Source organism: Amnibacterium soli (assembly GCF_039544415.1).
GTDB lineage: Bacteria > Actinomycetota > Actinomycetes > Actinomycetales > Microbacteriaceae > Amnibacterium > Amnibacterium soli.
The window spans coordinates 388,703-408,483 of sequence record NZ_BAABLP010000001.1 but is presented as its reverse complement, the minus strand read 5'-3'; the positions used below and the strand labels follow the sequence as shown (position 1 = coordinate 408,483).

The 19,781-nt window shown below is 73.6% G+C and carries 19 protein-coding genes; 10 read left to right on the top strand and 9 right to left on the bottom strand.

Translation table 11 applies throughout. The annotated features are described in order from the left end of the window. Positions 1–16: 16 nt before the first annotated feature. Complete coding sequence (locus tag ABEA53_RS01960; protein WP_345479241.1) at positions 17–1,432, top strand: aminopeptidase P family protein; 1,416 nt, start codon at positions 17–19, stop codon at positions 1,430–1,432. Between the two features lie 66 nt (positions 1,433–1,498). Here the strand turns inward: ABEA53_RS01960 and ABEA53_RS01955 are convergent, their stop codons facing one another. Continuing rightward, positions 1,499–2,071 carry a YflT domain-containing protein gene (locus ABEA53_RS01955; protein WP_345479240.1) on the bottom strand — a complete coding sequence of 191 codons (573 nt, stop codon included), beginning with the start codon at positions 2,069–2,071 and terminating at the stop codon, positions 1,499–1,501. A 115-nt stretch (positions 2,072–2,186) separates the two neighbouring features. Between ABEA53_RS01955 and ABEA53_RS01950 the strand changes: the two genes are divergently transcribed. From ABEA53_RS01950 to ABEA53_RS01935, 4 genes are all read left to right on the top strand, one after another. Next, entirely contained in the window at positions 2,187–3,530 is a 1,344-nt protein-coding gene (locus ABEA53_RS01950; protein WP_345479239.1) for a magnesium transporter MgtE N-terminal domain-containing protein, read from the top strand. Continuing rightward, positions 3,514–4,086, top strand: a complete 573-nt coding sequence (locus ABEA53_RS01945) for a DUF1003 domain-containing protein (RefSeq protein WP_345479237.1) — start codon at positions 3,514–3,516, stop codon at positions 4,084–4,086. Before ABEA53_RS01950 ends, ABEA53_RS01945 begins: the two co-directional genes overlap by 17 nt. Beyond that, positions 4,083–5,186, top strand: a complete 1,104-nt coding sequence (locus tag ABEA53_RS01940; RefSeq protein WP_345479236.1) for an Mrp/NBP35 family ATP-binding protein — start codon at positions 4,083–4,085, stop codon at positions 5,184–5,186. The genes ABEA53_RS01945 and ABEA53_RS01940 overlap by 4 nt, the downstream gene beginning before the upstream one ends. Positions 5,187–5,565: 379 nt before the next feature. Further along, positions 5,566–6,465 (top strand): LysR family transcriptional regulator, encoded by a 900-nt coding sequence (locus ABEA53_RS01935; protein ID WP_345479235.1) that lies wholly within the window; start codon positions 5,566–5,568, stop codon positions 6,463–6,465. Positions 6,466–6,492: 27 nt separating this feature from the next. Here ABEA53_RS01935 and ABEA53_RS01930 read toward each other — a convergent pair whose 3' ends face one another. Continuing rightward, entirely contained in the window at positions 6,493–6,855 is a 363-nt protein-coding gene (locus ABEA53_RS01930; RefSeq protein ID WP_345479234.1) for a twin-arginine translocase TatA/TatE family subunit, read from the bottom strand. Between the two features lie 51 nt (positions 6,856–6,906). On the opposite strand from ABEA53_RS01930, the gene ABEA53_RS01925 reads away from it, so the two are divergent. Beyond that, positions 6,907–7,533: an O-methyltransferase gene (locus ABEA53_RS01925; protein WP_345479233.1), complete on the top strand. Its 627-nt coding sequence runs from the start codon at positions 6,907–6,909 to the stop codon at positions 7,531–7,533. 124 nt (positions 7,534–7,657) lie between these two features. On the opposite strand, the gene ABEA53_RS01920 is transcribed toward ABEA53_RS01925, so the two are convergent. The 3 genes from ABEA53_RS01920 to dapE all read right to left on the bottom strand — a co-directional run bounded on the left by ABEA53_RS01920 (position 7,658) and on the right by dapE (position 10,219). Beyond that, positions 7,658–7,825, bottom strand: coding sequence for a DUF3117 domain-containing protein (locus ABEA53_RS01920; protein ID WP_119481303.1), 168 nt, complete (start codon positions 7,823–7,825; stop codon positions 7,658–7,660). An 85-nt stretch (positions 7,826–7,910) separates the two neighbouring features. Continuing rightward, positions 7,911–9,161 (bottom strand): hypothetical protein, encoded by a 1,251-nt coding sequence (locus ABEA53_RS01915; protein WP_345479232.1) that lies wholly within the window; start codon positions 9,159–9,161, stop codon positions 7,911–7,913. After that, positions 9,143–10,219 (bottom strand): succinyl-diaminopimelate desuccinylase, encoded by a 1,077-nt coding sequence (dapE, locus tag ABEA53_RS01910; protein ID WP_345479231.1) that lies wholly within the window; start codon positions 10,217–10,219, stop codon positions 9,143–9,145. Before dapE ends, ABEA53_RS01915 begins: the two co-directional genes overlap by 19 nt. A gap of 62 nt (positions 10,220–10,281) precedes the next feature. Between dapE and ABEA53_RS01905 the strand changes: the two genes are divergently transcribed. Further along, positions 10,282–11,217, top strand: coding sequence for a DapH/DapD/GlmU-related protein (locus ABEA53_RS01905; protein ID WP_345479230.1), 936 nt, complete (start codon positions 10,282–10,284; stop codon positions 11,215–11,217). A 104-nt stretch (positions 11,218–11,321) separates the two neighbouring features. Here the strand turns inward: ABEA53_RS01905 and ABEA53_RS01900 are convergent, their stop codons facing one another. Genes ABEA53_RS01900 through ABEA53_RS01890 form a run of 3 tightly spaced genes read right to left on the bottom strand, consistent with a single transcriptional unit; the run spans position 11,322 to position 13,503 of the window. After that, positions 11,322–12,623: a citrate synthase gene (locus tag ABEA53_RS01900; protein ID WP_345479229.1), complete on the bottom strand. Its 1,302-nt coding sequence runs from the start codon at positions 12,621–12,623 to the stop codon at positions 11,322–11,324. Positions 12,624–12,661: 38 nt separating this feature from the next. Then, a complete protein-coding gene (fdxA, locus tag ABEA53_RS01895; protein ID WP_345479227.1) occupies positions 12,662–12,979 on the bottom strand; it encodes a ferredoxin in 318 nt (105 codons plus the stop codon). After that, a complete protein-coding gene (locus ABEA53_RS01890; protein ID WP_345479226.1) occupies positions 12,976–13,503 on the bottom strand; it encodes a hypothetical protein in 528 nt (175 codons plus the stop codon). The genes fdxA and ABEA53_RS01890 overlap by 4 nt, the downstream gene beginning before the upstream one ends. 67 nt (positions 13,504–13,570) lie before the next feature. Here ABEA53_RS01890 and efeU point away from each other — a divergent pair, with 67 nt between their 5' ends. Genes efeU through efeB form a run of 3 tightly spaced genes read left to right on the top strand, consistent with a single transcriptional unit; the run spans position 13,571 to position 17,675 of the window. After that, positions 13,571–15,142, top strand: a complete 1,572-nt coding sequence (gene efeU / locus ABEA53_RS01885) for an iron uptake transporter permease EfeU (protein ID WP_345479225.1) — start codon at positions 13,571–13,573, stop codon at positions 15,140–15,142. After that, positions 15,129–16,388, top strand: a complete 1,260-nt coding sequence (efeO, locus tag ABEA53_RS01880) for an iron uptake system protein EfeO (protein ID WP_345479224.1) — start codon at positions 15,129–15,131, stop codon at positions 16,386–16,388. Before efeU ends, efeO begins: the two co-directional genes overlap by 14 nt. Then, a complete protein-coding gene (efeB, locus tag ABEA53_RS01875; protein WP_345479223.1) occupies positions 16,389–17,675 on the top strand; it encodes an iron uptake transporter deferrochelatase/peroxidase subunit in 1,287 nt (428 codons plus the stop codon). It abuts the gene before it with no gap. A gap of 106 nt (positions 17,676–17,781) precedes the next feature. Here the strand turns inward: efeB and typA are convergent, their stop codons facing one another. Beyond that, complete coding sequence (typA, locus tag ABEA53_RS01870; protein ID WP_345479222.1) at positions 17,782–19,698, bottom strand: translational GTPase TypA; 1,917 nt, start codon at positions 19,696–19,698, stop codon at positions 17,782–17,784. Between the last annotated feature and the right edge of the window lie 83 nt (positions 19,699–19,781).

Below are 19,781 nucleotides of genomic sequence, written 5' to 3'. Positions count from 1 at the left end.
GGAGGAGGATGGAGGCATGGCAACCGACCAGCAGACCGAGGTGCAGCCCGCCGAGCAGCGGGACGTCGAGCTCGAGACCGGCTCCGGCCGGACCGAGATCCCGAAGAGCGACGCGTTCAAGCGCTACATCGCGAGCGGATGGGCCGACCGCACGGAGCAGGCGGCGCCGGTCGCGCCGCTCGCCGCGGCCGCCGCGGGCCGCCGGCAGCGCCTGTCCGAGCTGTTCGCGGGCAAGCGCCTCGTGATCGAGGCGGGCGAGCCGAAGGTGCGCTCGAACGACACCGACTACCCGTACCGCGCCCACACCGCGTTCGCCTGGCTCACGGGCTGGGGCGACGAGGCGGTCGCCGGGTCGGTGCTCGTGCTCGACCCGACCGACGACGGCCACGACGCCACGCTGCACTTCCAGCCCGCCGCGGGCCGGGACACCGACGAGTTCTACGCGAACGCGGCGATCGGCGAGTTCTGGGTCGGCCGCCGCCCCTCGATCGGCGAGGTCGGCGCCTCCCTCGGCCTCGCGGCCGCCGACGTCGCGGGCCTCGAGCGCCGCGACGGCGACCTGACGCTCGACGACGAGGACCTCGCCCGCGCGCTGGCCGAGCTGCGGCTCGTGAAGGACGAGGCGGAGCTCGACGAGATGCGCGCCGCCGTCGCGGCCACGAAGCAGGGCTTCGACGACGTCATCGCCGCGCTCCCCCGCATCACCGAGCACCCGCGCGGCGAGCGCGTCATCGAGGGCGTTTTCTTCACCCGCGCCCGCTCGGAGGGCAGCGACCTCGGCTACGGCACGATCGCGGCCTCCGGCCCGCACGCCTGCATCCTGCACTGGACCCGCAACGACGGCCCCGTCGCGCCGGGCGACCTGGTGCTGATCGACGCGGGCGTGGAGCTGCCGAGCCTCTACACCGCGGACATCACCCGCACCCTGCCGGTCACCGGCACCTTCTCCCCCGTGCAGCGCCGGATCTACGAGGCCGTCCTCGAGGCCGCGGACGCCGCGTTCGCGATCGTGAAGCCGGGCGTCCGGTTCCGCGACCTGCACGCCGCGGCGATGGAGGTCATCGCCCGCAAGGTCGGCGAGTGGGGCCTGCCGATGCTGCCCGCGGAGCAGCTCGAGGGCGTCGAGCGGGCCGACCGCCGGTACATGGTCCACGGCACGAGCCACCACCTCGGCCTCGACGTGCACGACTGCGCGGCCGCCCGCCGCGAGCTGTACATGGACGGCGTGCTGGAGCCGGGCATGGTCTTCACGATCGAGCCGGGCCTGTACTTCCAGCCGGACGACCTGACGGTGCCGGAGGAGTTCCGCGGCATCGGCGTGCGGATCGAGGACGACGTCGTGGTCACGGCCGACGGCTACGAGAACCTGTCCGCGGGCATCCCGCGCACCCCGGACGCCGTCGAGGCGTGGATCGCGTCCCTCCAGGGCTGACCCCCTCGCAGGGCGGAAGGGACCCGGCGCGTCGGCGCCGGGTCCCTTCCGTCGTGGTGGAGCGGTTCAGACCGCGGTGGGCGGCAGCGGTCCCTCGTCGAGGCCGGCGTCCTGGATGGTGGTGACCTCGGTGGTGCCCTGCGTGACGCCGAGCACGTTCCGGGCGCGGTTCGCGACCTCGGGGGCGACCACCAGCGAGTAGGTGCTGGCGACGACCTGCATCACGCTGCTGAAGTCGCGGCGGTTGCGCGAGAGGGCGTAGGAGATGAGCCCGAACACCATGCCGAACGCGGCGCCGAGCAGCACGGCGCCGATCAGGTACCCGGCGCCCGGGTTCGCGTTCGCGGGCGTGAAGATCGTGGTCACGAGCCCGAAGAGCAGACCGAGCCAGAGGCCGGACGCGGCGCCCGCACCGGCCGCGCGGCCCCAGGACAGCCGCCCGGTCACCCGCTCGACGCTCTTCATGTCGTTGCCCACGATCGCAGTGGTCTGGACGGGGAAGCCGTCGGTCTCCGCCAGCTTGTCGACGGCGGCCTGCGCCTCCTGGTACGTGCCGTAGGTCGCGATCACGTCGCCGGTCGGGAGGGTCGGGAAGGCGACCGGGCGCCCCCCGCCGAACAGACCCTGTGTGTTGGTCATGCTGAGAGCATCCCATCACCCGGTGCACGCTTCCATTCCGTGCGCTTGGTGAACACCAAGAGCCGGTTCCACGCGCGCCGACCGGGTTCCGGGTTCCGCGGCCTACCCTTGACCCGTGAGTACGACGCGCATCTTCGTGGCCAGGCTGGCCGGCTGCGCGGTGTTCGATCGCCAGGGCGACCGCATCGGGCGCGTCCGCGACGTCGTCGTGGTGTACCGGCGCGCCGCGCGGCCGCGGGTGGTCGGCATGGTGATCGAGATCCCCGGCCGCCGCCGCGTCTTCCTCTCCATCGGCCGCGTCGTCTCGATCGGCGCCGGCCAGGTCATCACCACCGGGCTCATCAGCGTGCGGCGCTTCGAGCAGCGCGCCAGCGAGGTCCGCGTCGTCGCCGAGATCCTCGGCCGCCGCGTCTCGCTGACGGACGGCTCCGGCGAGGCGACCGTCGAGGACGTCGCGATCGAGGAGGTCGGTCCCGCGGAGTGGGAGGTCGGCCAGGTCTTCGTGCGCCGCCCCCGCACCGCGCCCGCGCCCTTCGGCCGCGGCGCGACCGCCTTCGTGAAGTGGGCCGACATCCGCGAGCAGCAGCAGGGCGGCGGCAGCCAGTCCGCCGCGCAGCTGATCCAGTCGACCGCGGACCTGCCCGCGGCCGACCTCGCCTCCACGCTGCTCGACCTGCCCGAGCAGCGCATGCTCGAGGTCGCCGACGAGCTCACGGACGAGCGCCTCGCGGACGTGCTCGAGGAGATGCCGGAGGACTCCGGCGTGCGCATCCTCGCCCGGCTCAGCGACGACCGCGCCGCCGACGTGCTCGAGACGATGCAGCCGGACGACGCCGCGGACCTCATCGCCAAGCTCTCCGACGAGCGCAGCGAGGCGCTGCTCGACCTGATGGAGTCGGAGGAGGCGGACGACGTCCGCATGCTCCTCGCCTACGACCCCGACACCGCGGGCGGCATGATGACGCCCGACCCGATCATCGTGTCCGCGGACGCCACGGTCGCGGAGGGGCTGGCGCTGATCCGCCGCCACGAGCTCGCGCCGGCGCTGGGCGCCGCCGTGTGCGTCACGCAGCCGCCGTACGAGCCGCCGACCGGCCGCTTCCTCGGCATCGTGCACTTCCAGCGCATGCTCCGCTACCCGCCCCACGAGCGGCTCGGCAGCATCCTGGACACGCAGACGGAGCCGGTGCGGGCGAACACGTCCGCGGCCGAGGTGTCCCGCATCCTCGCCTCCTACAACCTGGTGCAGGTGCCGGTCGTCGACGAGAACCACCGCCTGGTCGGCGTGGTCACGGTCGACGACGTGCTCGACCGACTGCTGCCCGACGACTGGCGGTCGAGCGACGCGGAGGACGACGCGGAGCCGGCCCCGGCCCGCGTGAGCACCGACACCTCCGCGGTCACGACCGTGCCGCAGCGCGTGCCCTCGAGGAGGAGCCCCCGTGGCCGCGCCCGGTAGGCGCGCTCGGCGGGACGTCGACCCGCTGGAGGCCCCGAAGGGTCTCCCCCGCGGCCGGCGCCGCACGAGCCGCGACGTGTTCGGACGCTTCTCCGAGTCGTTCGCCCGCGCGATGGGGACATCCGCGTTCCTGATCGGCATGACCGTGTTCGTGGTCGCGTGGCTCGTCTGGAACAGTGCCACGCCGACCGGGCTGCAGTTCGATCCGCGGGCGACGAACTTCACCCTGCTGACGCTGATCCTGTCGCTGCAGGCCTCCTACGCCGCGCCCCTGATCCTGCTCGCGCAGAACCGGCAGGACGACCGCGACCGCGTGCAGGTCGAGCAGGACCGTCAGCGTGCGGAGCGGAACCTCGACGACACCGAGTACCTCGCGCGGGAGATCGTCGCCCTGCGCCTGCTGGTGCGCGACATGGCGTCGCAGGACTTCGTGCGCTCCGAGCTGAAGACGCTGCTCGAGGAGCTCGACCGCCGCGAGGTCGCGCGCGAGGCCGAGGCGGCGGCCGCCGAGGACGAGGCGCGCCGCGAGCCCGACCGCCGGACCGCGCGCCCGTGACGGCCGCCTCGGAAGCGGTGCTGGCGGCGGTCGGCGCCGTCCGCGACCCGGAGATCCGCCGCCCGCTCGCCGAGCTCGACATGCTCGACTCGGTGGAGGTGGCCGGCGGCCTCGCCGACGTCCGGCTGAGCCTCACGGTCGTCGGCTGCCCCGCGGCCGACCGCATCGAGCGCGAGGTGCGCGCGGCCGCCCAGTCCGTCGACGGCGTGGAGGAGGTGCGGGTCTCGCTCGGCGTCATGGCGCCCGAGCGCCGCGCCGCGCTCGCGGACCGCCTGCGCGGCGAGCGCCGGAACCCGTTCGGTCCCGACTCCCTCACCCGCGTGATCGCGGTCACGAGCGGCAAGGGCGGGGTCGGCAAGTCCACGGTCACCGCGAACCTCGCCGTCGCCCTCGCCCGCCGCGGCCTCTCGGTCGGCGTGCTCGACGCCGACGTGCACGGTTTCTCGATCCCCGGGCTGCTCGGCATCCCGCCGGAGACGAGCCCGGTCGACCTCGACGGCCTCATCGTGCCGCCGGTCGCGCTCGGCGTGAAGGCCGTCTCGATCGGCATGTTCCTGCCGCCGGGCGAGCGCGACGGCGCCGTCGCCTGGCGCGGGCCGATGCTGCACCGCACGCTGAACCAGTTCCTCACCGACGTGCACTTCGGCGCGCTCGACGTGCTGCTCGTCGACACCCCGCCGGGCACCGGCGACGTCGCGATCTCCCTCGGGCAGCTGCTGCCGAACGCCGAGGTGCTGGTCGTCACCACGCCGCAGCCGGCCGCCTCCGACGTCGCCGTGCGCTCGGGCCTCGTCGCCCGCAAGCTCGGGCAGCGCCTGATCGGCGTGGTCGAGACGATGTCGCCCGCGCGCATGCCGGACGGCTCGGTGCTCGACCTGTTCGGCTCGGGCGGCGGCGCCTCGGTCGCGGCGCGGCTGGACGTGCCGCTGCTCGCGACCGTGCCGCTGTCGACGGCGCTGCGGCGGGCGGGCGACGCCGGTGAGCCCGTCGTCATCGCCGCCGGAGACGACGACGCCGCCGTCGCGCTCGAGGCGCTGGCGGCGGCGATCGCGGGGCTCGGCAGAGGTCTGAGCGGGAGGCGTCTGCCGGTCGCGCTCTAGAAGCGGCGCGTGGGGACGGCGCGGTAGCCGTCGGTGCGCACCGCGTGCGCGGTGGCGCCGACGCCGAAGACGCCGAGGGCTGCGAGGACGACGAGCAGGACGGTCATGAGGTGTTCCTTGAGGTGCGGCGAGGAGCGCGGTCGTCAGAAGCGGACGTCGAACGGCGAGTCGGGCACCGAGGTCGTGGAGACCTCGAGGTGGAGCGACAGCGCGGCGGATTCGAGCAGGTCGTGCGACATGGTGACAGGGTTCCCGGAGGTGTTCGAGAGGCGCCGGTCGGCGCCCTGACAGCATTCAACCTCCGGGTGACGGTGTAGATCAATCGAATGCTTCTGCAGGACGCTTACAGTTCTTCTTCACGGACTGCTACCGTCGGCGCATGGACGTCCGCCGCCTCGAGGTGCTGCGCGAGCTGAAGCTCCGGGGCAGCGTGACCGCGGTGGCGCAGGCCACGCACCGCACCCCCTCCGCCGTCTCGCAGCAGCTGAAGACGCTCGAGCGGGAGGTCGGGGCGCCGCTGACCGAGCGGTCCGGCCGCGGGCTGGCGCTCACGCCGGCCGGCGACGCGCTCGCGCGGGCCGCGGCCGACGTGGTCGTCGCGATCGCCCGGGCCGAGGAGACCTGGCGCACCTACCTGGCGAGCCCGGAGGGGCTCGTCGACCTGGCGGTCTTCCCGACCGCGGGCCGGATGTTCCTGCCCGGCCTGCTGCGGGCGGTCCGCGGCGTGCCGGGGCTCGAGGTCGTCGCCACGGACGTCGACCCGCAGCACGCGGACTTCGCGGGCATCGTGCCCGACTTCGACGTGGTGCTGGCCCACTCCGTCGGCCCGGCGCCGGCGTGGAAGGACCGCCACCTGATCGCGGTCCCCCTCGTGGACGAGCCGCTCGACGTCGCCCTGCCGGAGGGCCACCCGCTCGCCGAGCGGGCCGAGGTCGCACCCGCCGACGTCGTGTCCGAGCCGTTCATCGGGGTGCCCGTCGACTTCCCGTACCAGCGGCTGCTCCAGGAGATCGAGCGGGTCGCCGGGGCGCCGCTCACGATCGTGCAGCGGTTCTCGGACACCCGCGTCACGGAGTCGCTGGTGGCCGCGGGCGAGGGGCTCGCGGTGCTGCCGCGCTTCACCTCCGCAGGACCGGGTTCGGGCGTCGTGCTGCGGCCGCTCGCGCAGCTCGCGCCGACGCGCCGCATCGCGGCCCTGCTGCGGCGGGAGTCCGCCGAGCGGCCGAGCGTGCGCGCGGTGCTCGACGCCCTCCGCACCATCGCGGCCGGGCTCAGCTGAGCGCCGCGGCGGTCGAGCGGGGTCGGATCAGGTCGCCTCGTCGTCGAAGGTCGCGAGCTCGGGGCGCTTGCGTGCGGGCTGCGCGACCGGCTGCGGCTCGGGCTCGTCCACCGCGTCGTCGACGGGCTCGGAGCGACGCGGCTCCGGCGGCTCGAGCAGCGCGTCGCGGATGATGCGGCGCGGATCGTACTGACGGGGGTCGAGCTTGCGCCACTCCTCCTCGTCGAAGTCCGGCCCCAGCTCCTCGCGGACGCGGTCCTTCGCGTCGTCGAGCATCCGCCGGGCGGCGCGGACGAAGCGGGCGAGCCGCTGGGCGTAGTCGGGCAGCTTCTCCGGCCCCACGAGGAACAGCGCGAGGACCGCGATGAACAACAGCTTCGTGGGGTCCATCGGCCCAGAGTAGATCGGGAACGCCCGGCCGGTGACCATAGGCTTGCGGGGATGGCTGAGATCGCCGCCGGCTCGGCCTTCGCCGACGCATTCGTGCCCGAGGACGAATCGATCGCCGCTGCGCGCGACGCGGCCCTGCAGTTCGGGATCGAGCCCGTCTCGCCCGCGATCGGCGCCGCGCTCGCGCTGGCCGCGTCCGCCGCACCGAGCGGCTCGATGATCGAGGTCGGCACGGGCACCGGCGTGTCGGGCCTGTGGCTGCTGCGGGGCGCGCCGGAGGCGCAGCTCACGACGATCGACCCGGACCTCGACCACCACCAGGTCGCCCGTGCGATGTTCCAGGCGGCCGGCCACGCGCCGCGGCGGACCCGCCTGATCACCGGCCGCGCAGCGGACGTGCTGCCGCGGATGAACGAGCAGGCCTACGACCTCGTGTTCCTCGACACCGACTGGCAGTCGGTGCAGGAGCAGTTCGACATGGCGCTCACGCTCGTGCGCCCCGGCGGCTCGGTGCTCGTCGCCCACGTGCTGCAGCAGGGCCGCGTGCCCAACCCGGCGAAGCGCGACCGCGGGACGGTCGCCTATCGGGAGCTGCTGAAGTCGGTGCGGGAGCAGCCGTCGGTGCTCGCCGGCCTCTCCCTCGTCGGGGACGGCCTGCTGCACGTCGTGCGCCGCTGACCGCTCCGCGGGCGCGGCGAATGCCGCCACCTCTGGGTGACGGCACCGCGCACCCGGCCCGGAGGCCGGGACGCGGCAGAACCGACGGGCGCCGCCGCGGCGACGCCCGTCCGTCGAGGGCCGATCAGCCGATCGCTGCCGAGAGCGCGTCGCGCAGCTCGGTCGCCTCCGCGTCGTTCACGGAGACCACGAGCCGGCCACCGCCCTCGAGCGGGACGCGCACGATGATGAGGCGCCCCTCCTTGACGGCTTCCATGGGCCCGTCGCCCGTGCGGGGTTTCATCGCCGCCATGCGAGACACCTTCCTTTGGTGAAGTCGTGCACCATTATCCCACCCAGGACCGCCACTCCCAAACCGCGGTCCTCCGAGTGCCTGATCAGGGCACGGTCCAGAACTGCTGAACCGGTCCGTAGCAGACCCACAGCCAGAGCGCCTGCAGCGCGATCGACCCCGCGAGTACCGCCGCGCGGGCCGGCACCGAGCGCGGCGCGACCATTCCCACGAGCGGCGCGAGCGGCATCAGCAGCCGGAACACGCTCGACTGGGGGAAGAACACGGCCAGCAGGTACAGCGCGTAGGAGGCCGCCCAGAGGCGCACCGTCGAGCCCAGGCGGCGCGCCCAGGGGCTCAGCAGCGCGGCGGCGAACCCGCCCACGAGCACGACCAGCACCACCGGCGCGAGCCAGGTCGCCGCGCCCTCCCCCGCGAATCGCGCCGTCCAGAACTCGGCCGCGAACGCCCAGGGCTCGAAGAGCGTGATGGTGGCGTCGGGCATCCAGAGCGCACGCCAGGCCCCCTCCGTCGCGAAGTAGGCGTCGGGCCGACCCGTGGCGATCGCCGCGACGGCGCTCCACGCGAAGCCCGCCGCGGCCGCCGCGACCGCGAGCACGAGCCTGGAGGCGAGCTCGCGCCCCGGCAGCGGCAGGCCGCCTCGGCGGGCGCGGACGAAGCGGATGACCACCTGCAGCCCGACGGCGAGCGCCAGGGCGAGCACGCCCGGCCGGGTGAACGCGAGCACGAGCGCGACCGGCACGGCGGCGAGGTACCGGCGCCGGTCGACCAGCAGCAGCGCGGCGAGCAGCAGGAGCAGCCCGAGCGACTCCGCGTACGTCGTCTGGAAGACGAACGCGAGGGGCGAGACCGAGTACAGGGCGACCGCGAACAGGGCGCGGGACCGGCCGAGGCGCGGCAGCAGCAGGGCGCCGAGCACCACGGCCGAGCCGAAGCCGGCGGCGACGCTCACCGCGAGCGCCGCGACGCGCCAGTCGACGAGGCCGAGGCCGAGCGCCTTCGCGAGGTACGGGTAGACCGGTAGGAAGGCCCACTGGTTCGTGTCCACGGAGCCGCTGCTCGTCAGCGGCAGCACGGCCGGATACCCGCGCTCGGCGATGTACCAGTACCACTGGCCGTCCCAGGCGCTGGCGAGCTCGAGCAGGCTCGGGTGGGCGCCGGCGCGCGAGCTCGTCGTCGCCTGGCCCTGCACCCAGAGGAACAGCAGCGTCGTGACGACGCGGGAGGCGGCGAAGACCGCCAGCGCGACCGCCCACCACGGCAGGCGGGAGGCGCGGAGGGGCGCCGCGGCCTCGGTCGGTGCGGACGCCGTGACCGTCATGCGCCGGTCAGCCACGCCCGCAGCCCCGCCTCGACGGCGTGGATCTGGTCGACGGGGACGCGCTCGTCGTCGGCGTGCGCGAGCAGGGGGTCGCCGGGCCCGTAGTTGACGGCGGGCACGCCGAGGCCGGAGAACCGGGCGACGTCGGTCCAGCCGTACTTCGCGCGCGGCTCGGCGCCGACCGCGTCGACGAAGGCGCGGGCGATCGGCACGTCCAGCCCGGGGCGGGCGCCGGCGGCGAGGTCGACGATGCGCACGTCGAAGCCGTCGAACACCTCGCGGACGTGCTGCACCGCCTCCTCCGCGCTGCGCGAGGGCGCGAACCGGTGGTTGACGTGCACCATGCACTCGTCGGGGATCACGTTGCCGGCGATGCCGCCGGAGATGCCGACCGCGTTGAGCCCCTCGCGGTACACGAGGCCGTCGACCTCGACGGTGCGCGGCTCGTAGGCGGCGAGGCGGTCGAGGATCGGGGCGGCGAGGTGGATCGCGTTCACGCCGACCCAGCCGCGGGCGGAGTGCGCCCGCTTGCCGAAGGTGCGGATCTCGGCGCGGAGGTTGCCGTTGCAGCCGCCCTCGATGCCGGCCGCGGTGGGCTCGCCGAGGATCGCGAAGTCGGCCCGCAGCTCCTCGGGGTGCTCGCGCAGCAGCCGGTTGAGTCCGTTCAGGTCCTCGCCGACCTCCTCGTGGTCGTACCAGATCCAGGTCACGTCGGGCACGGGCTCGGCGATCTCGGCCGCGAGCTTCAGCTGCACGGCGACGCCGGCCTTCATGTCCACGGTGCCGCGGCCCACCAGGGTCCGGACGCCGTCCTCCTCCACGAACCGCGTGGGCAGGTTCGCGTTGACGGGCACGGTGTCGATGTGGCCGGCGATCGCGACGCGGGTCGGGCGGCCGAGCTCGGTGCGCGCGACGACCGTGTCGCCGTAGCGGCGGACGACGAGGTGCGGCACCGCGCGCACGGCCTCCTCGACGAGGTCCGCGATGCGGCGCTCGTCCCCGGAGACGCTCTCGACGTCGCAGATCGCCTGCGTGAGCAGCGCTGCATCGGCGGTCAGGTCCAGGCCGGGCACGGTGGCAAGCGTAGCGAGGCAGCGGGTCGGAGCGCCGCCGGGGCCCTGGATAGCCTGGTCGGATGAGCGATCCGCAGCGCACGGCATGGGGCCACGGCCTGGCGACCCGGGCGAAGGACGGCACCGTGCTCGACGCGTGGTTCCCCTCCCCCGCCCTCGGCGCTGCCCCGGAGTCGGACCCGCCGCGCACGCTCGAGGACCAGGAGCACATCGACGAGGCGCGGCGCGTGCGACTCGAGGCCGTCACCGTGGAGTCCGCGCTGGACGAGCCGGTCGCCTCGACCCTCGACGCCTACCTGCGCCTCCACCTGCTGTCGCACCTGCTCGCCGCACCGAACACGATCTCCCTCGACGGGCTGATGGCGCACCTGCCGATCAACGCGTGGACCGCGCGTGGACCGATGCTGCCCGCCGACGCCGCGAGGCGGATGCCGCTGCTGAAGCGATCGGGGCTCGACGTGCGCGGGCTCGACCGCTTCCCCCGCCTCACCGACTACGTGCTGCCGGATCGCGTGCGCATCGCGGACGCCGCCCGCGTGCGCCTGGGGGCGCACCTCGCGCCCGGCACCGTCGTGATGCACGCGGGCTTCGTGAACTTCAACGCGGGCACGCTCGGCGCCTCGATGGTGGAGGGGCGCATCAGCCAGGGCGTCGTCGTCGGCGACGGCTCGGACATCGGCGGCGGCGCCTCGATCATGGGCACCCTGTCCGGGGGCGGCACGCAGCGCGTCTCGATCGGCCGGCGCAGCCTGCTCGGCGCGAACTCCGGGCTCGGCATCGCGATCGGCGACGACTGCGTCGTGGAGGCGGGCCTGTACGTCACCGCCGGCACGAAGCTGCTGCTGCGCGTGCCGGACCAGGAGCCGCGCGAGGTGAAGGCCGTCGACCTGTCGGGCCAGGACGCCTGGCTCTTCCGCCGGAACAGCCGCACCGGCGAGGTGGAGGCGGTGCCCCGCACGGGCCCGGGCATCGCCCTGAACCCGGCCCTCCACTCCTAGCCGCCGCTCGCCCCGGATCCCGGGCGCGGTACCCGTGGCGTCCCGCGGTCCCCATGCGTGCCGCGGGACGGCACGGCTGCCGCGCGTCGGCGGTCGCGTCCGGGTCAGCGGGTCAGGTGGCGCTCGTGCGGGCCCGTGTACAGCTGCTGCGGGCGGCCGATCTTCGTCGTCGGGTCGCCGTTCGCCTCGCGCCAGTGGGCGATCCAGCCGGGGAGGCGGCCGATCGCGAACAGCACCGTGAACATGCGCGGCGGGAAGCCCATGGCCTTGTAGAGCACGCCCGTGTAGAAGTCGACGTTCGGGTACAGCCGGCGCTCGATGAAGTAGTCGTCCTCGAGCGCGATCTGCTCCAGCTCGCGGGCGAGGTCGAGCAGCGGATCGGTGACGCCCAGGGAGTCGAGCACCTCGTCGGCGCTCTCCTTCACCAGCTTCGCGCGCGGGTCGTAGGACTTGTACACCCGGTGGCCGAAGCCCATCAGGCGCACGCCCTCCTCCTTCTTCTTCACCCGCTCCACGAACTTCTCGACGCCCTCGCCGGAGTCGCGGATCTTCGCGAGCATCGTCAGCACGGCCTCGTTGGCGCCGCCGTGCAGCGGCCCGGAGAGCGCAGCGATGCCCGCCGCGACGGAGACGAACATGTTCGCCTCGGTCGAGCCGACCAGGCGGACCGTGGAGGCGGAGGCGTTCTGCTCGTGGTCCTCGTGCAGGATCAGCAGCCGCTCGAGGGCCTTCGACAGGACCGGGTCCACCTCGTACGGCTCCGCGTTCGTGCCGAAGTTCAGCTTGAGGAAGTTGTCGACGAACGACAGCGAGTTGTCCGGGTAGAGGAACGCCTGGCCGAGCGTCTTCTTGTGCGCGTACGCCGCGATGACGGGCAGCTTGGCGAGCAGCCGGATCGTCGCCGCCTCGACCTGGGCGGGGTCGTGCACCGACAGGCTGTCCTCGTAGTAGGTGGACAGCGCGCTGATGCCGGACGACAGCACCGTCATCGGGTGCGCGGTGTGCGGCAGCGCCGCGAAGAAGCGCCGCATGTCCTCGTGGAGGAGGGTGTGGCGGCGGATGCGCGCGTCGAACTCCTCGAGCTCGGAGGCCGACGGCAGCTCGCCGTGGATCAGCAGCCAGGCCGTCTCGAGGTACGTCGACCCCTGCGCGAGCTCCTCGATCGGGTAGCCGCGGTACCGCAGGATCCCCTGGTCGCCGTCGATGAACGTGATCGCCGACCGCGTCGACGCCGTGTTCACGAACCCGTTGTCGAGGGTCGTGAGCCCGGTCCTCCGGGTCAGCCCGGCGATGTCCAGACTCGAGGCGCCCTCGGTCGCAGGCAGGATCGGGAACTCGACGGTTCCGCCCGGGTAGGCCAGAGACGCTGTCTGCTGGGCCGCGGTCTCGCGATCGGCGTCGGTCACTTCAGCAGCCTACTGGCCCGCTGGAGGCCGACCCTCGATCAGCCCTGGGGAGGGAGGGCGCTGACGACCGGGTGGTCCTTGTGGATCACGCCGACCTTCGCGGCGCCGCCGGGCGAGCCGACCTCGTCGAAGAACTCGACGTTCGCCTTGTAGTAGTCCGACCACTGCGACGGCAGGTCGTCCTCGTAGTAGATCGCCTCGACCGGGCACGCCGGTTCGCAGGCGCCGCAGTCGACGCACTCGTCGGGCTGGATGTACAGCATCCGGTCGCCCTCGTAGATGCAGTCCACGGGGCACTCGTCGATGCACGCGCGGTCCTTGACGTCCACGCACGGCAGCGCGATCACATAGGTCACTCGGTCGTCCTCTGCTCGCTCGACCCCGGTCGCCGGTCCTGCTCGGCGTCGACCCGACGGGTTCCGTCGTCGGCAAGTATCCCATCGGGCGCCGGTGCGCTTCGTGGGCGCCGCGCGATCCGCGGCCATCCGACGACCGCGGCCGCCAGCACGGCGGGCGCCACCGTCCACACGACGCCCGCGATGTTCAGCAGCACCACGGTCGATCCGCCGCTCGCGCCCGGCAGGGACAGGAGGGCGACCGCGGCCACGACGCCCGCCGCTGCGGCGGCCGCGTACCAGCGCGTGGCGAACGAGACCCGCAGCGCGACGAGGAACACCACGACCATCGCGAGCGACAGCACCAGCCCGATCGGCAGCCCGGTGCCCGTCGCGGCGGAGATGCCGACCTGGTGCTTGAAGGTGCCGATGGTGCCGACCACCAGGCCGGCGAGGAGGCTCCCGAGCAGCCCGAGCAGCAGGTCGCGGCGACTTCTCCCGGCGGGCACCGTCCGATCGTCGTCGCCCGCCCCTCGCAATGTCACTAAGGGCAGGCTAACCTTCCTCCTCGGCGGGCGCGTGCCCACCCGTTCTCGACCGCGGAAGGAACCCGTGCTCGCCACCCTGGTGATCGGCCTGCGAGAGGGCCTCGAGGCCGCGCTGATCGTGGGCATCGTGGCGGCGTTCCTCCGCCGCAACGGCCGCGGCCTCGGCCCGATGTGGCTCGGGGTGGGGCTCGCGATCGGCGCCAGCGTCGCCGTCGGCGTCGCGCTGTGGCTGCTCGAGTCCGCGCTGCCGCAGGCCCAGCAGGAGGCGCTGGAGACGGTCATCGGCGCCGTCGCCGTGGTCTTCGTGACCGGGATGCTGCTCTGGATGAACCGCCACGCGCGGAGCATGAAGCGCGAGCTCGAGTCCTCCGCGGTCGCCGCCCTGCACGACGGCGGCGCCTGGGCCCTGGCGGCGATGGCGTTCCTCGCCGTGCTGAAGGAGGGCTTCGAGACCAGCGTCTTCCTGCTCGCGACCTTCCGTGCCGCGCAGAGCGCCGGGCTGGCGGCGGGCGGCGCCGTGCTGGGCATCGCCATCGCGGCCGGCATCGGCTGGGGCGTCTACGCCGGTGGCGTCCGCATCGACCTCGGCCGCTTCTTCCGCGTCACCGGGGCCTTCCTCGTGCTCGTCGCCGCTGGGCTCGTGCTCACGGCCGTGCGCACCGCGCACGAGGCGGGCTGGATCGTCGCCGGCCAGCAGCGCACCGTCGACCTGACGTGGCTCGCCCCGACCGGCTCGGTGCAGGGCGCCCTGATCACCGGGATGCTCGGCATCCCCTCGGACCCGCGCCTGATCGAGGTCGTGGCGTGGCTCGCCTACGTCGTGCCGGTCGCGCTCTTCGTCTACTGGCCCGCGAAGCGCCGCCCGGGCGCGGCGGCCGCGGCCCGCCTGCGGCTCGCCGTCGCCGGCGGACTGGTCGCCGCCGCAGCGGTGCTCGCGCTGGCCGTGCCCGCCGCACCCGCGGTCGCCACGGGTGCCCGCCCGCTCGCCGGCGGCGGGACCGCCGACCTCCGCGGCTCGACCCTCGTCGTGCAGCGCGACGGCGAGCTCGAGCGCGTGGACCTCCCCGCCGGCACGGCCGCGTCGCACGCGGGGCTCGCCGCGCAGCAGCACGTCGCGACCGGCGCCGCCGCGGTCGACGGCCCCGCGACGGTCACGCTGGCCGAGGTCGCGGCGGCCGGCGGCGGGCGCCTGCCCGCCGGCCTGAACCCGGCGCAGGACCCGGGGCCCTTCCGCGCCACCTGGCGCGCGGCGACCACCACCACCGCCTGGACCGCGGGCGGCGCGCTGGTCGACGCCGAGCGCACGGCCACGACGCTGCTGACGATCACCGGCGGCGGCCTCACCACCGACCGCACGCTGACCGTGACCGGCGCGGGCGCCCCGCGCGCGGCCTCCTGGCGCATGGCCCCCGCGGCGGTCGCCGACACGGCCCGCGCGGTCACGGCCGCGACGACCACCGGCCCCGAGCACCTGCTCTGGGCGGTCGAGCTGCCCGCCGCCCTGCTGCTCGCCGCCGCGATCGTCCTCCTCGCCCTCGTGCGGGCCCGCCGCCGCGAGCGCGCCGCGCAGGCGCCCGCGTCGCCGGCCGCCGCCCTCCTCCCCCGACCCAGGAGCACCCCCTATGCCGTCAAGTGACCGCCGCGTCCGCCTCGCGGGCGCCGTCGTGCTCGTCCCGACCGTGGTGGCCCTGCTCGCCGCGTGCGCCGGCACCGGTCCCGCGTCGAGCACGCGGAGCACGTCGAGCGCGACCGCGGCCTCCACGGTCGCCCCGGTCTCGAAGGGCGTCTCCCGCGTCTCCGTCGAGCTCGTCTCGGGCGCCGACGGCGACGAGTGCCGCGTCTCGCACGCGAGCGCGAAGGCCGGCCCGATCACGTTCAGCGTGGCGAACACCAGCGCGACCGGCATCACCGAGGTCGAGCTGGTCCAGGGCCAGCGCATCGTCGGCGAGAAGGAGAACCTCGCGCCGGGCCTCGCCCCGGTGACCTTTACCAGCACGCTGACCGGGGGAAGCTACGCGGTCGTCTGCCCGGGCGCCGTCACGGACTCCGTGCCGTTCACGGTGACCGGCACGGCCGCCGCGCAGACCGGCAGCGACACCCGCTCGCTGCTCACCGCCGGCACGAAGACCTACGGCGCCTACGTGGCCGGGACGCTCGCCGACATGGTCACCGCCGTCAAGGGCCTGCGGACGGCGGTCGACGCGGGCGACGTCGCGGCGGCGAAGGCGAGGTACGCGCTGGCGCGGCCCTTCTACGAGAAGGTCGAGTCGGACGTGGCGGGCTTCGTGCTGCCCGGCACCGACCCCACCGACAACCGGGGCAACCTCGACTACCTCGTCGACATGCGCGCCTCGAACCTCGACCCCGCGGTCGGCTGGCACGGCTTCCACGCCGTCGAGCGCGACCTGTGGCAGCGCGGCCGCATCACCGCGAGCACGAAGTCGCTCGCCGCGGAGCTCGTGAAGAACGTCGAGAAGCTGCAGTCGCTCGCGAAGACGCTGACCTACAAGCCGGAGGACCTCGCGAACGGCGCCGCGGGTCTGCTGGAGGAGGTGCAGTCCGGGAAGATCAAGGGCGAGGAGGAGCTGTACAGCCACCTCGACCTCGTCGACTTCGCCGCGAACGTCGAGGGCGCGCAGCAGGCGTTCGCGAACCTGCAGCCGGGTCTGGAGCGCATCGACCCGGCGCTGACGAAGCAGGTCTCGGCCCGCTTCGAGGACGTCACCGCGGCGCTGAAGGCCTACCAGGACCCGGAGCGGCCGGGCGGCTACGAGGCGTACACGTCGGCCGTGAAGGCCAAGGACGCCGCGTCGCTGAGCCGGGTCGTGCAGAGCCTGCAGGAGCCGTTGTCCCGCATCGCCGAGAAGGTGGCGACCGCCTGAATGACGGACGAGCAGCAGGCCGCTGACGGGACGCGGCCCCCGGTCTCCCGGCGCGGCCTCATCGTGGGCATCGCCGGTGGTCTCGCGGCGGGTGCCGCCGCGGGCGCCGGCGTCGCGACGGGCGTCTCCGGCGGGCACGCGAGCGCCGCGGCGCGGACGACCGGCGACGAGACGGAGGTCGTCGACCTCACCCGCAGCCACCCGTTCTACGGTCAGGCCCACCAGGCCGGGATCGAGACCGAGCAGCAGCGGCACACGGTCTACATGACGTTCGACCTCACGTCGCCGCTCGCCTCCGACCTCCAGGTGCTGCTCGCCCGCTGGTCGGGCGCGATCGCGCAGCTGATGAAGGGGCTGCCGATCGGCAGCGTCGAGCCGGACGGCACGAGCGCGGTCGCCCAGGACACCGGGGAGGCCTACGGCCTCTCCCCCGCCTCCCTCACCGTGACGGTCGGCCTCGGGCCCGGCGTCTTCGACGACCGCTTCGGGCTCGCGGCCAAGCGGCCGAAGCACCTCGCGCCGCTGCCCGACCTGCCGAGCGACCAGCTGCAGAAGGCCCTCACGGGCGGCGACCTCAGCCTGCAGGCCTGCTCGGACGACCCGCAGGTGGCGTACCACGCGATCCGCGACCTCACCCGGATGGCCCGGGGCGTCGCGCAGACGCGCTGGACCGTGCTCGGCTTCGGCCGCGCCTCCGCCGGCAAGGGCCAGACGACGCCGCGCAACCTGATGGGCTTCAAGGACGGCACCCGCAACATCAAGGAGCAGTCGGAGTTCTCCGAGTTCGTGTGGGTCGGCGACGACCAGGCCTGGACCCGCGGCGGCAGCTACCAGATCGTGCGCAAGATCCAGATGAACATCGAGACCTGGGACGCGGACCCGATCGGCGACCAGCAGGACGTGTTCGGCCGCACGAAGGCCGTCGGCGCGCCGCTGACCGGGAAGCGGGAGTCCGACGTCCCCGACTTCGCCGCGCACCGCGGCGGCAGCGCGGTGATCCCGCCGACCTCCCACGTCGCGCTGGCCGCGCACGAGAACAACGGCGGCGTGAAGATCCTCCGCCGCGGCTACAACTACACGGACGGGCTCAACCAGTACGGGCTGCTCGACGCGGGCCTGCTCTTCCTCGCGTACGTGAACGATCCGCAGCACTTCATCACGCTGCAGACGCGGCTCGGCGGCTCGGACCGGCTGAACGAGTACATCCAGCACATCGGCTCCGGGATCTTCTTCACGCCCGCGGCGCCCCGGCCCGGCCGGTTCATCGGCCAGGAGCTGTTCGCCTGACACCGTTCACGGATACGGGGATCCGGTGTGCCGGATCCCCGTATCCGTGAACACGACAGGAGGGGACCCGGCCGCAGCCGGATCCCCTCCTGTCGTCCGACGCGGGCTACGCGTCGATGGTCTGGCGCTTGAGCTTCGTGGCCGCGCGGGCGCGCGAGTGCTGGTCCAGGTGCACCTTGCGGATGCGGACCGCGTTCGGGGTGACCTCGACGCACTCGTCCTCGCGGGCGAACTCGAGGCTCTCCTCGAGCGACAGCTCGCGCGAGGGGGTGAGGCGCTCCAGCTCGTCCGCCGTGGAGGAGCGGATGTTGTTGAGCTGCTTCTCCTTGGTGACGTTCACGTCCATGTCGTCCTGGCGGCTGTTCTCGCCGACGACCATGCCCTCGTAGACCTCCTCCGACGGCTTCACGAAGAAGATGCCGCGCTGCTGGAGGTTCTGCAGGGCGAACGGCGTGACGACGCCCATGCGGTCGGCGACCATCGAGCCGTTGACGCGCGTGGTGATCGTGCCGGCCCAGCGGTCGTAGCCGTCGGAGATCGCGTTCGCGATGCCGGTGCCGCGGGTGATGGTGAGGAACTCGGTGCGGAAGCCGATCAGCCCTCGCGACGGCACCCGGAACTCGAGGCGGACCCAGCCGGTGCCGTGGTTCGACATCGTGGTCATGACGCCCTTGCGCGCGGCGAGCAGCTGCGTGATCGAGCCGAGGTGCTCCTCCGGTGCGTCGATCGTCAGGTGCTCGAACGGCTCGTGCGTCTTGCCGTCGATCTCCCGCGTGACCACCTGGGGCTTGCCGACGGTGAGCTCGTAGCCCTCGCGGCGCATCTGCTCGACGAGGATCGCCAGGGCGAGCTCGCCGCGGCCCTGCACCTCCCACGCGTCGGGGCGGCCGACGTCGACCACCTTGACGGACACGTTGCCGATGAGCTCGCGGTCGAGGCGGTCCTTCACCAGGCGGCCGGTGACCTTGTGGCCCTTGCCGCCCTTGCCGGCGAGCGGCGAGGTGTTCGTGCCGATGAGCATCGAGATCGCGGGGTCGTCGACGTGGATGGCCGGCAGCGGCCGCACGTCCTCCGGGTCCGCGAGCGTGTCGCCGATGGTGATGTCCGGGAACCCGGCGACGGCGACGATCTCGCCGGCGGAGGCGGACTCGGTCGGGAAGCGCTCGAGCGCGCGCGTCGCGAGCAGCTCGGTGATCTTCACGTTCGAGACCGAGCCGTCGCTCTTGACCCAGGCCACGGTCTGGCCCTTGCGCATCCTGCCGTTGAAGATGCGGAGCAGCGCGAGGCGGCCGAGGAACGGAGAGGCGTCGAGGTTCGTCACGTGCGCCTGCAGCGGGTGGGCGTCGTCGTAGGTCGGCGCCGGGATGTGCTTGAGGATCGCGTCGAACAGCGGCTCGAGGTCGCCGTTGTCGGGCAGCTCGCCGTTCTCCGGCTTGTTCCAGCTCGCGGCGCCGTTGCGGCCGGACGCGTAGACGACGGGCACGTCGAGGATCGCGTCGAGGTCGAGGTCGGGCACGTCGTCGGCCATGTCGCTGGCCAGGCCGAGCAGCAGGTCCTGCGACTCCGCGACGACCTCGTCGATGCGCGCGTCGGGGCGGTCCGTCTTGTTGACGAGCAGGATGACGGGCAGCTTCGCCTCGAGCGCCTTGCGCAGCACGAAGCGGGTCTGGGGCAGCGGGCCCTCGGACGCGTCGACGAGCAGCACGACGCCGTCGACCATTGACAGGCCGCGCTCGACCTCGCCGCCGAAGTCGGCGTGGCCGGGGGTGTCGATGACGTTGATCGTCACGGGGCCCTCGGTGGCGTGGGTGCCGCTGTAGGAGATCGCCGTGTTCTTGGCGAGGATCGTGATTCCCTTCTCGCGCTCGAGCTCGTTGCTGTCCATCGCGCGCTCGTCCACGTGGGCGTGGTCGGCGAAGGAGTGCGTCTGCTTCAGCATCGCGTCCACCAGGGTCGTCTTGCCGTGGTCGACGTGCGCGACGATGGCGACGTTGCGGAGGTCGTTGCGGGTGGCTTGCGCCATGTGACAGGGCCTTTCGGTCGGTGGCCGCGGACACGGCCGGACGCGGGGCGCCACGCCAGGAGGGGGCGCGCTACGCGGGCGGC

Bases quoted from the DNA above. Each gene is read 5' to 3' on its own strand.
- ABEA53_RS01960 (WP_345479241.1), top strand. From the start codon at position 17: ATGGCAACCGACCAGCAGACCGAGGTGCAGCCCGCCGAGCAGCGGGAC.
- ABEA53_RS01955 (WP_345479240.1), bottom strand. From the start codon at position 2,071: ATGACCAACACACAGGGTCTGTTCGGCGGGGGGCGCCCGGTCGCCTTC.
- ABEA53_RS01935 (WP_345479235.1), top strand. From the start codon at position 5,566: ATGGACGTCCGCCGCCTCGAGGTGCTGCGCGAGCTGAAGCTCCGGGGC.
- ABEA53_RS01930 (WP_345479234.1), bottom strand. From the start codon at position 6,855: ATGGACCCCACGAAGCTGTTGTTCATCGCGGTCCTCGCGCTGTTCCTC.
- ABEA53_RS01925 (WP_345479233.1), top strand. From the start codon at position 6,907: ATGGCTGAGATCGCCGCCGGCTCGGCCTTCGCCGACGCATTCGTGCCC.
- ABEA53_RS01920 (WP_119481303.1), bottom strand. From the start codon at position 7,825: ATGGCGGCGATGAAACCCCGCACGGGCGACGGGCCCATGGAAGCCGTC.
- ABEA53_RS01905 (WP_345479230.1), top strand. From the start codon at position 10,282: ATGAGCGATCCGCAGCGCACGGCATGGGGCCACGGCCTGGCGACCCGG.
- efeO (WP_345479224.1), top strand. From the start codon at position 15,129: ATGCCGTCAAGTGACCGCCGCGTCCGCCTCGCGGGCGCCGTCGTGCTC.
- efeB (WP_345479223.1), top strand. From the start codon at position 16,389: ATGACGGACGAGCAGCAGGCCGCTGACGGGACGCGGCCCCCGGTCTCC.
- typA (WP_345479222.1), bottom strand. From the start codon at position 19,698: ATGGCGCAAGCCACCCGCAACGACCTCCGCAACGTCGCCATCGTCGCG.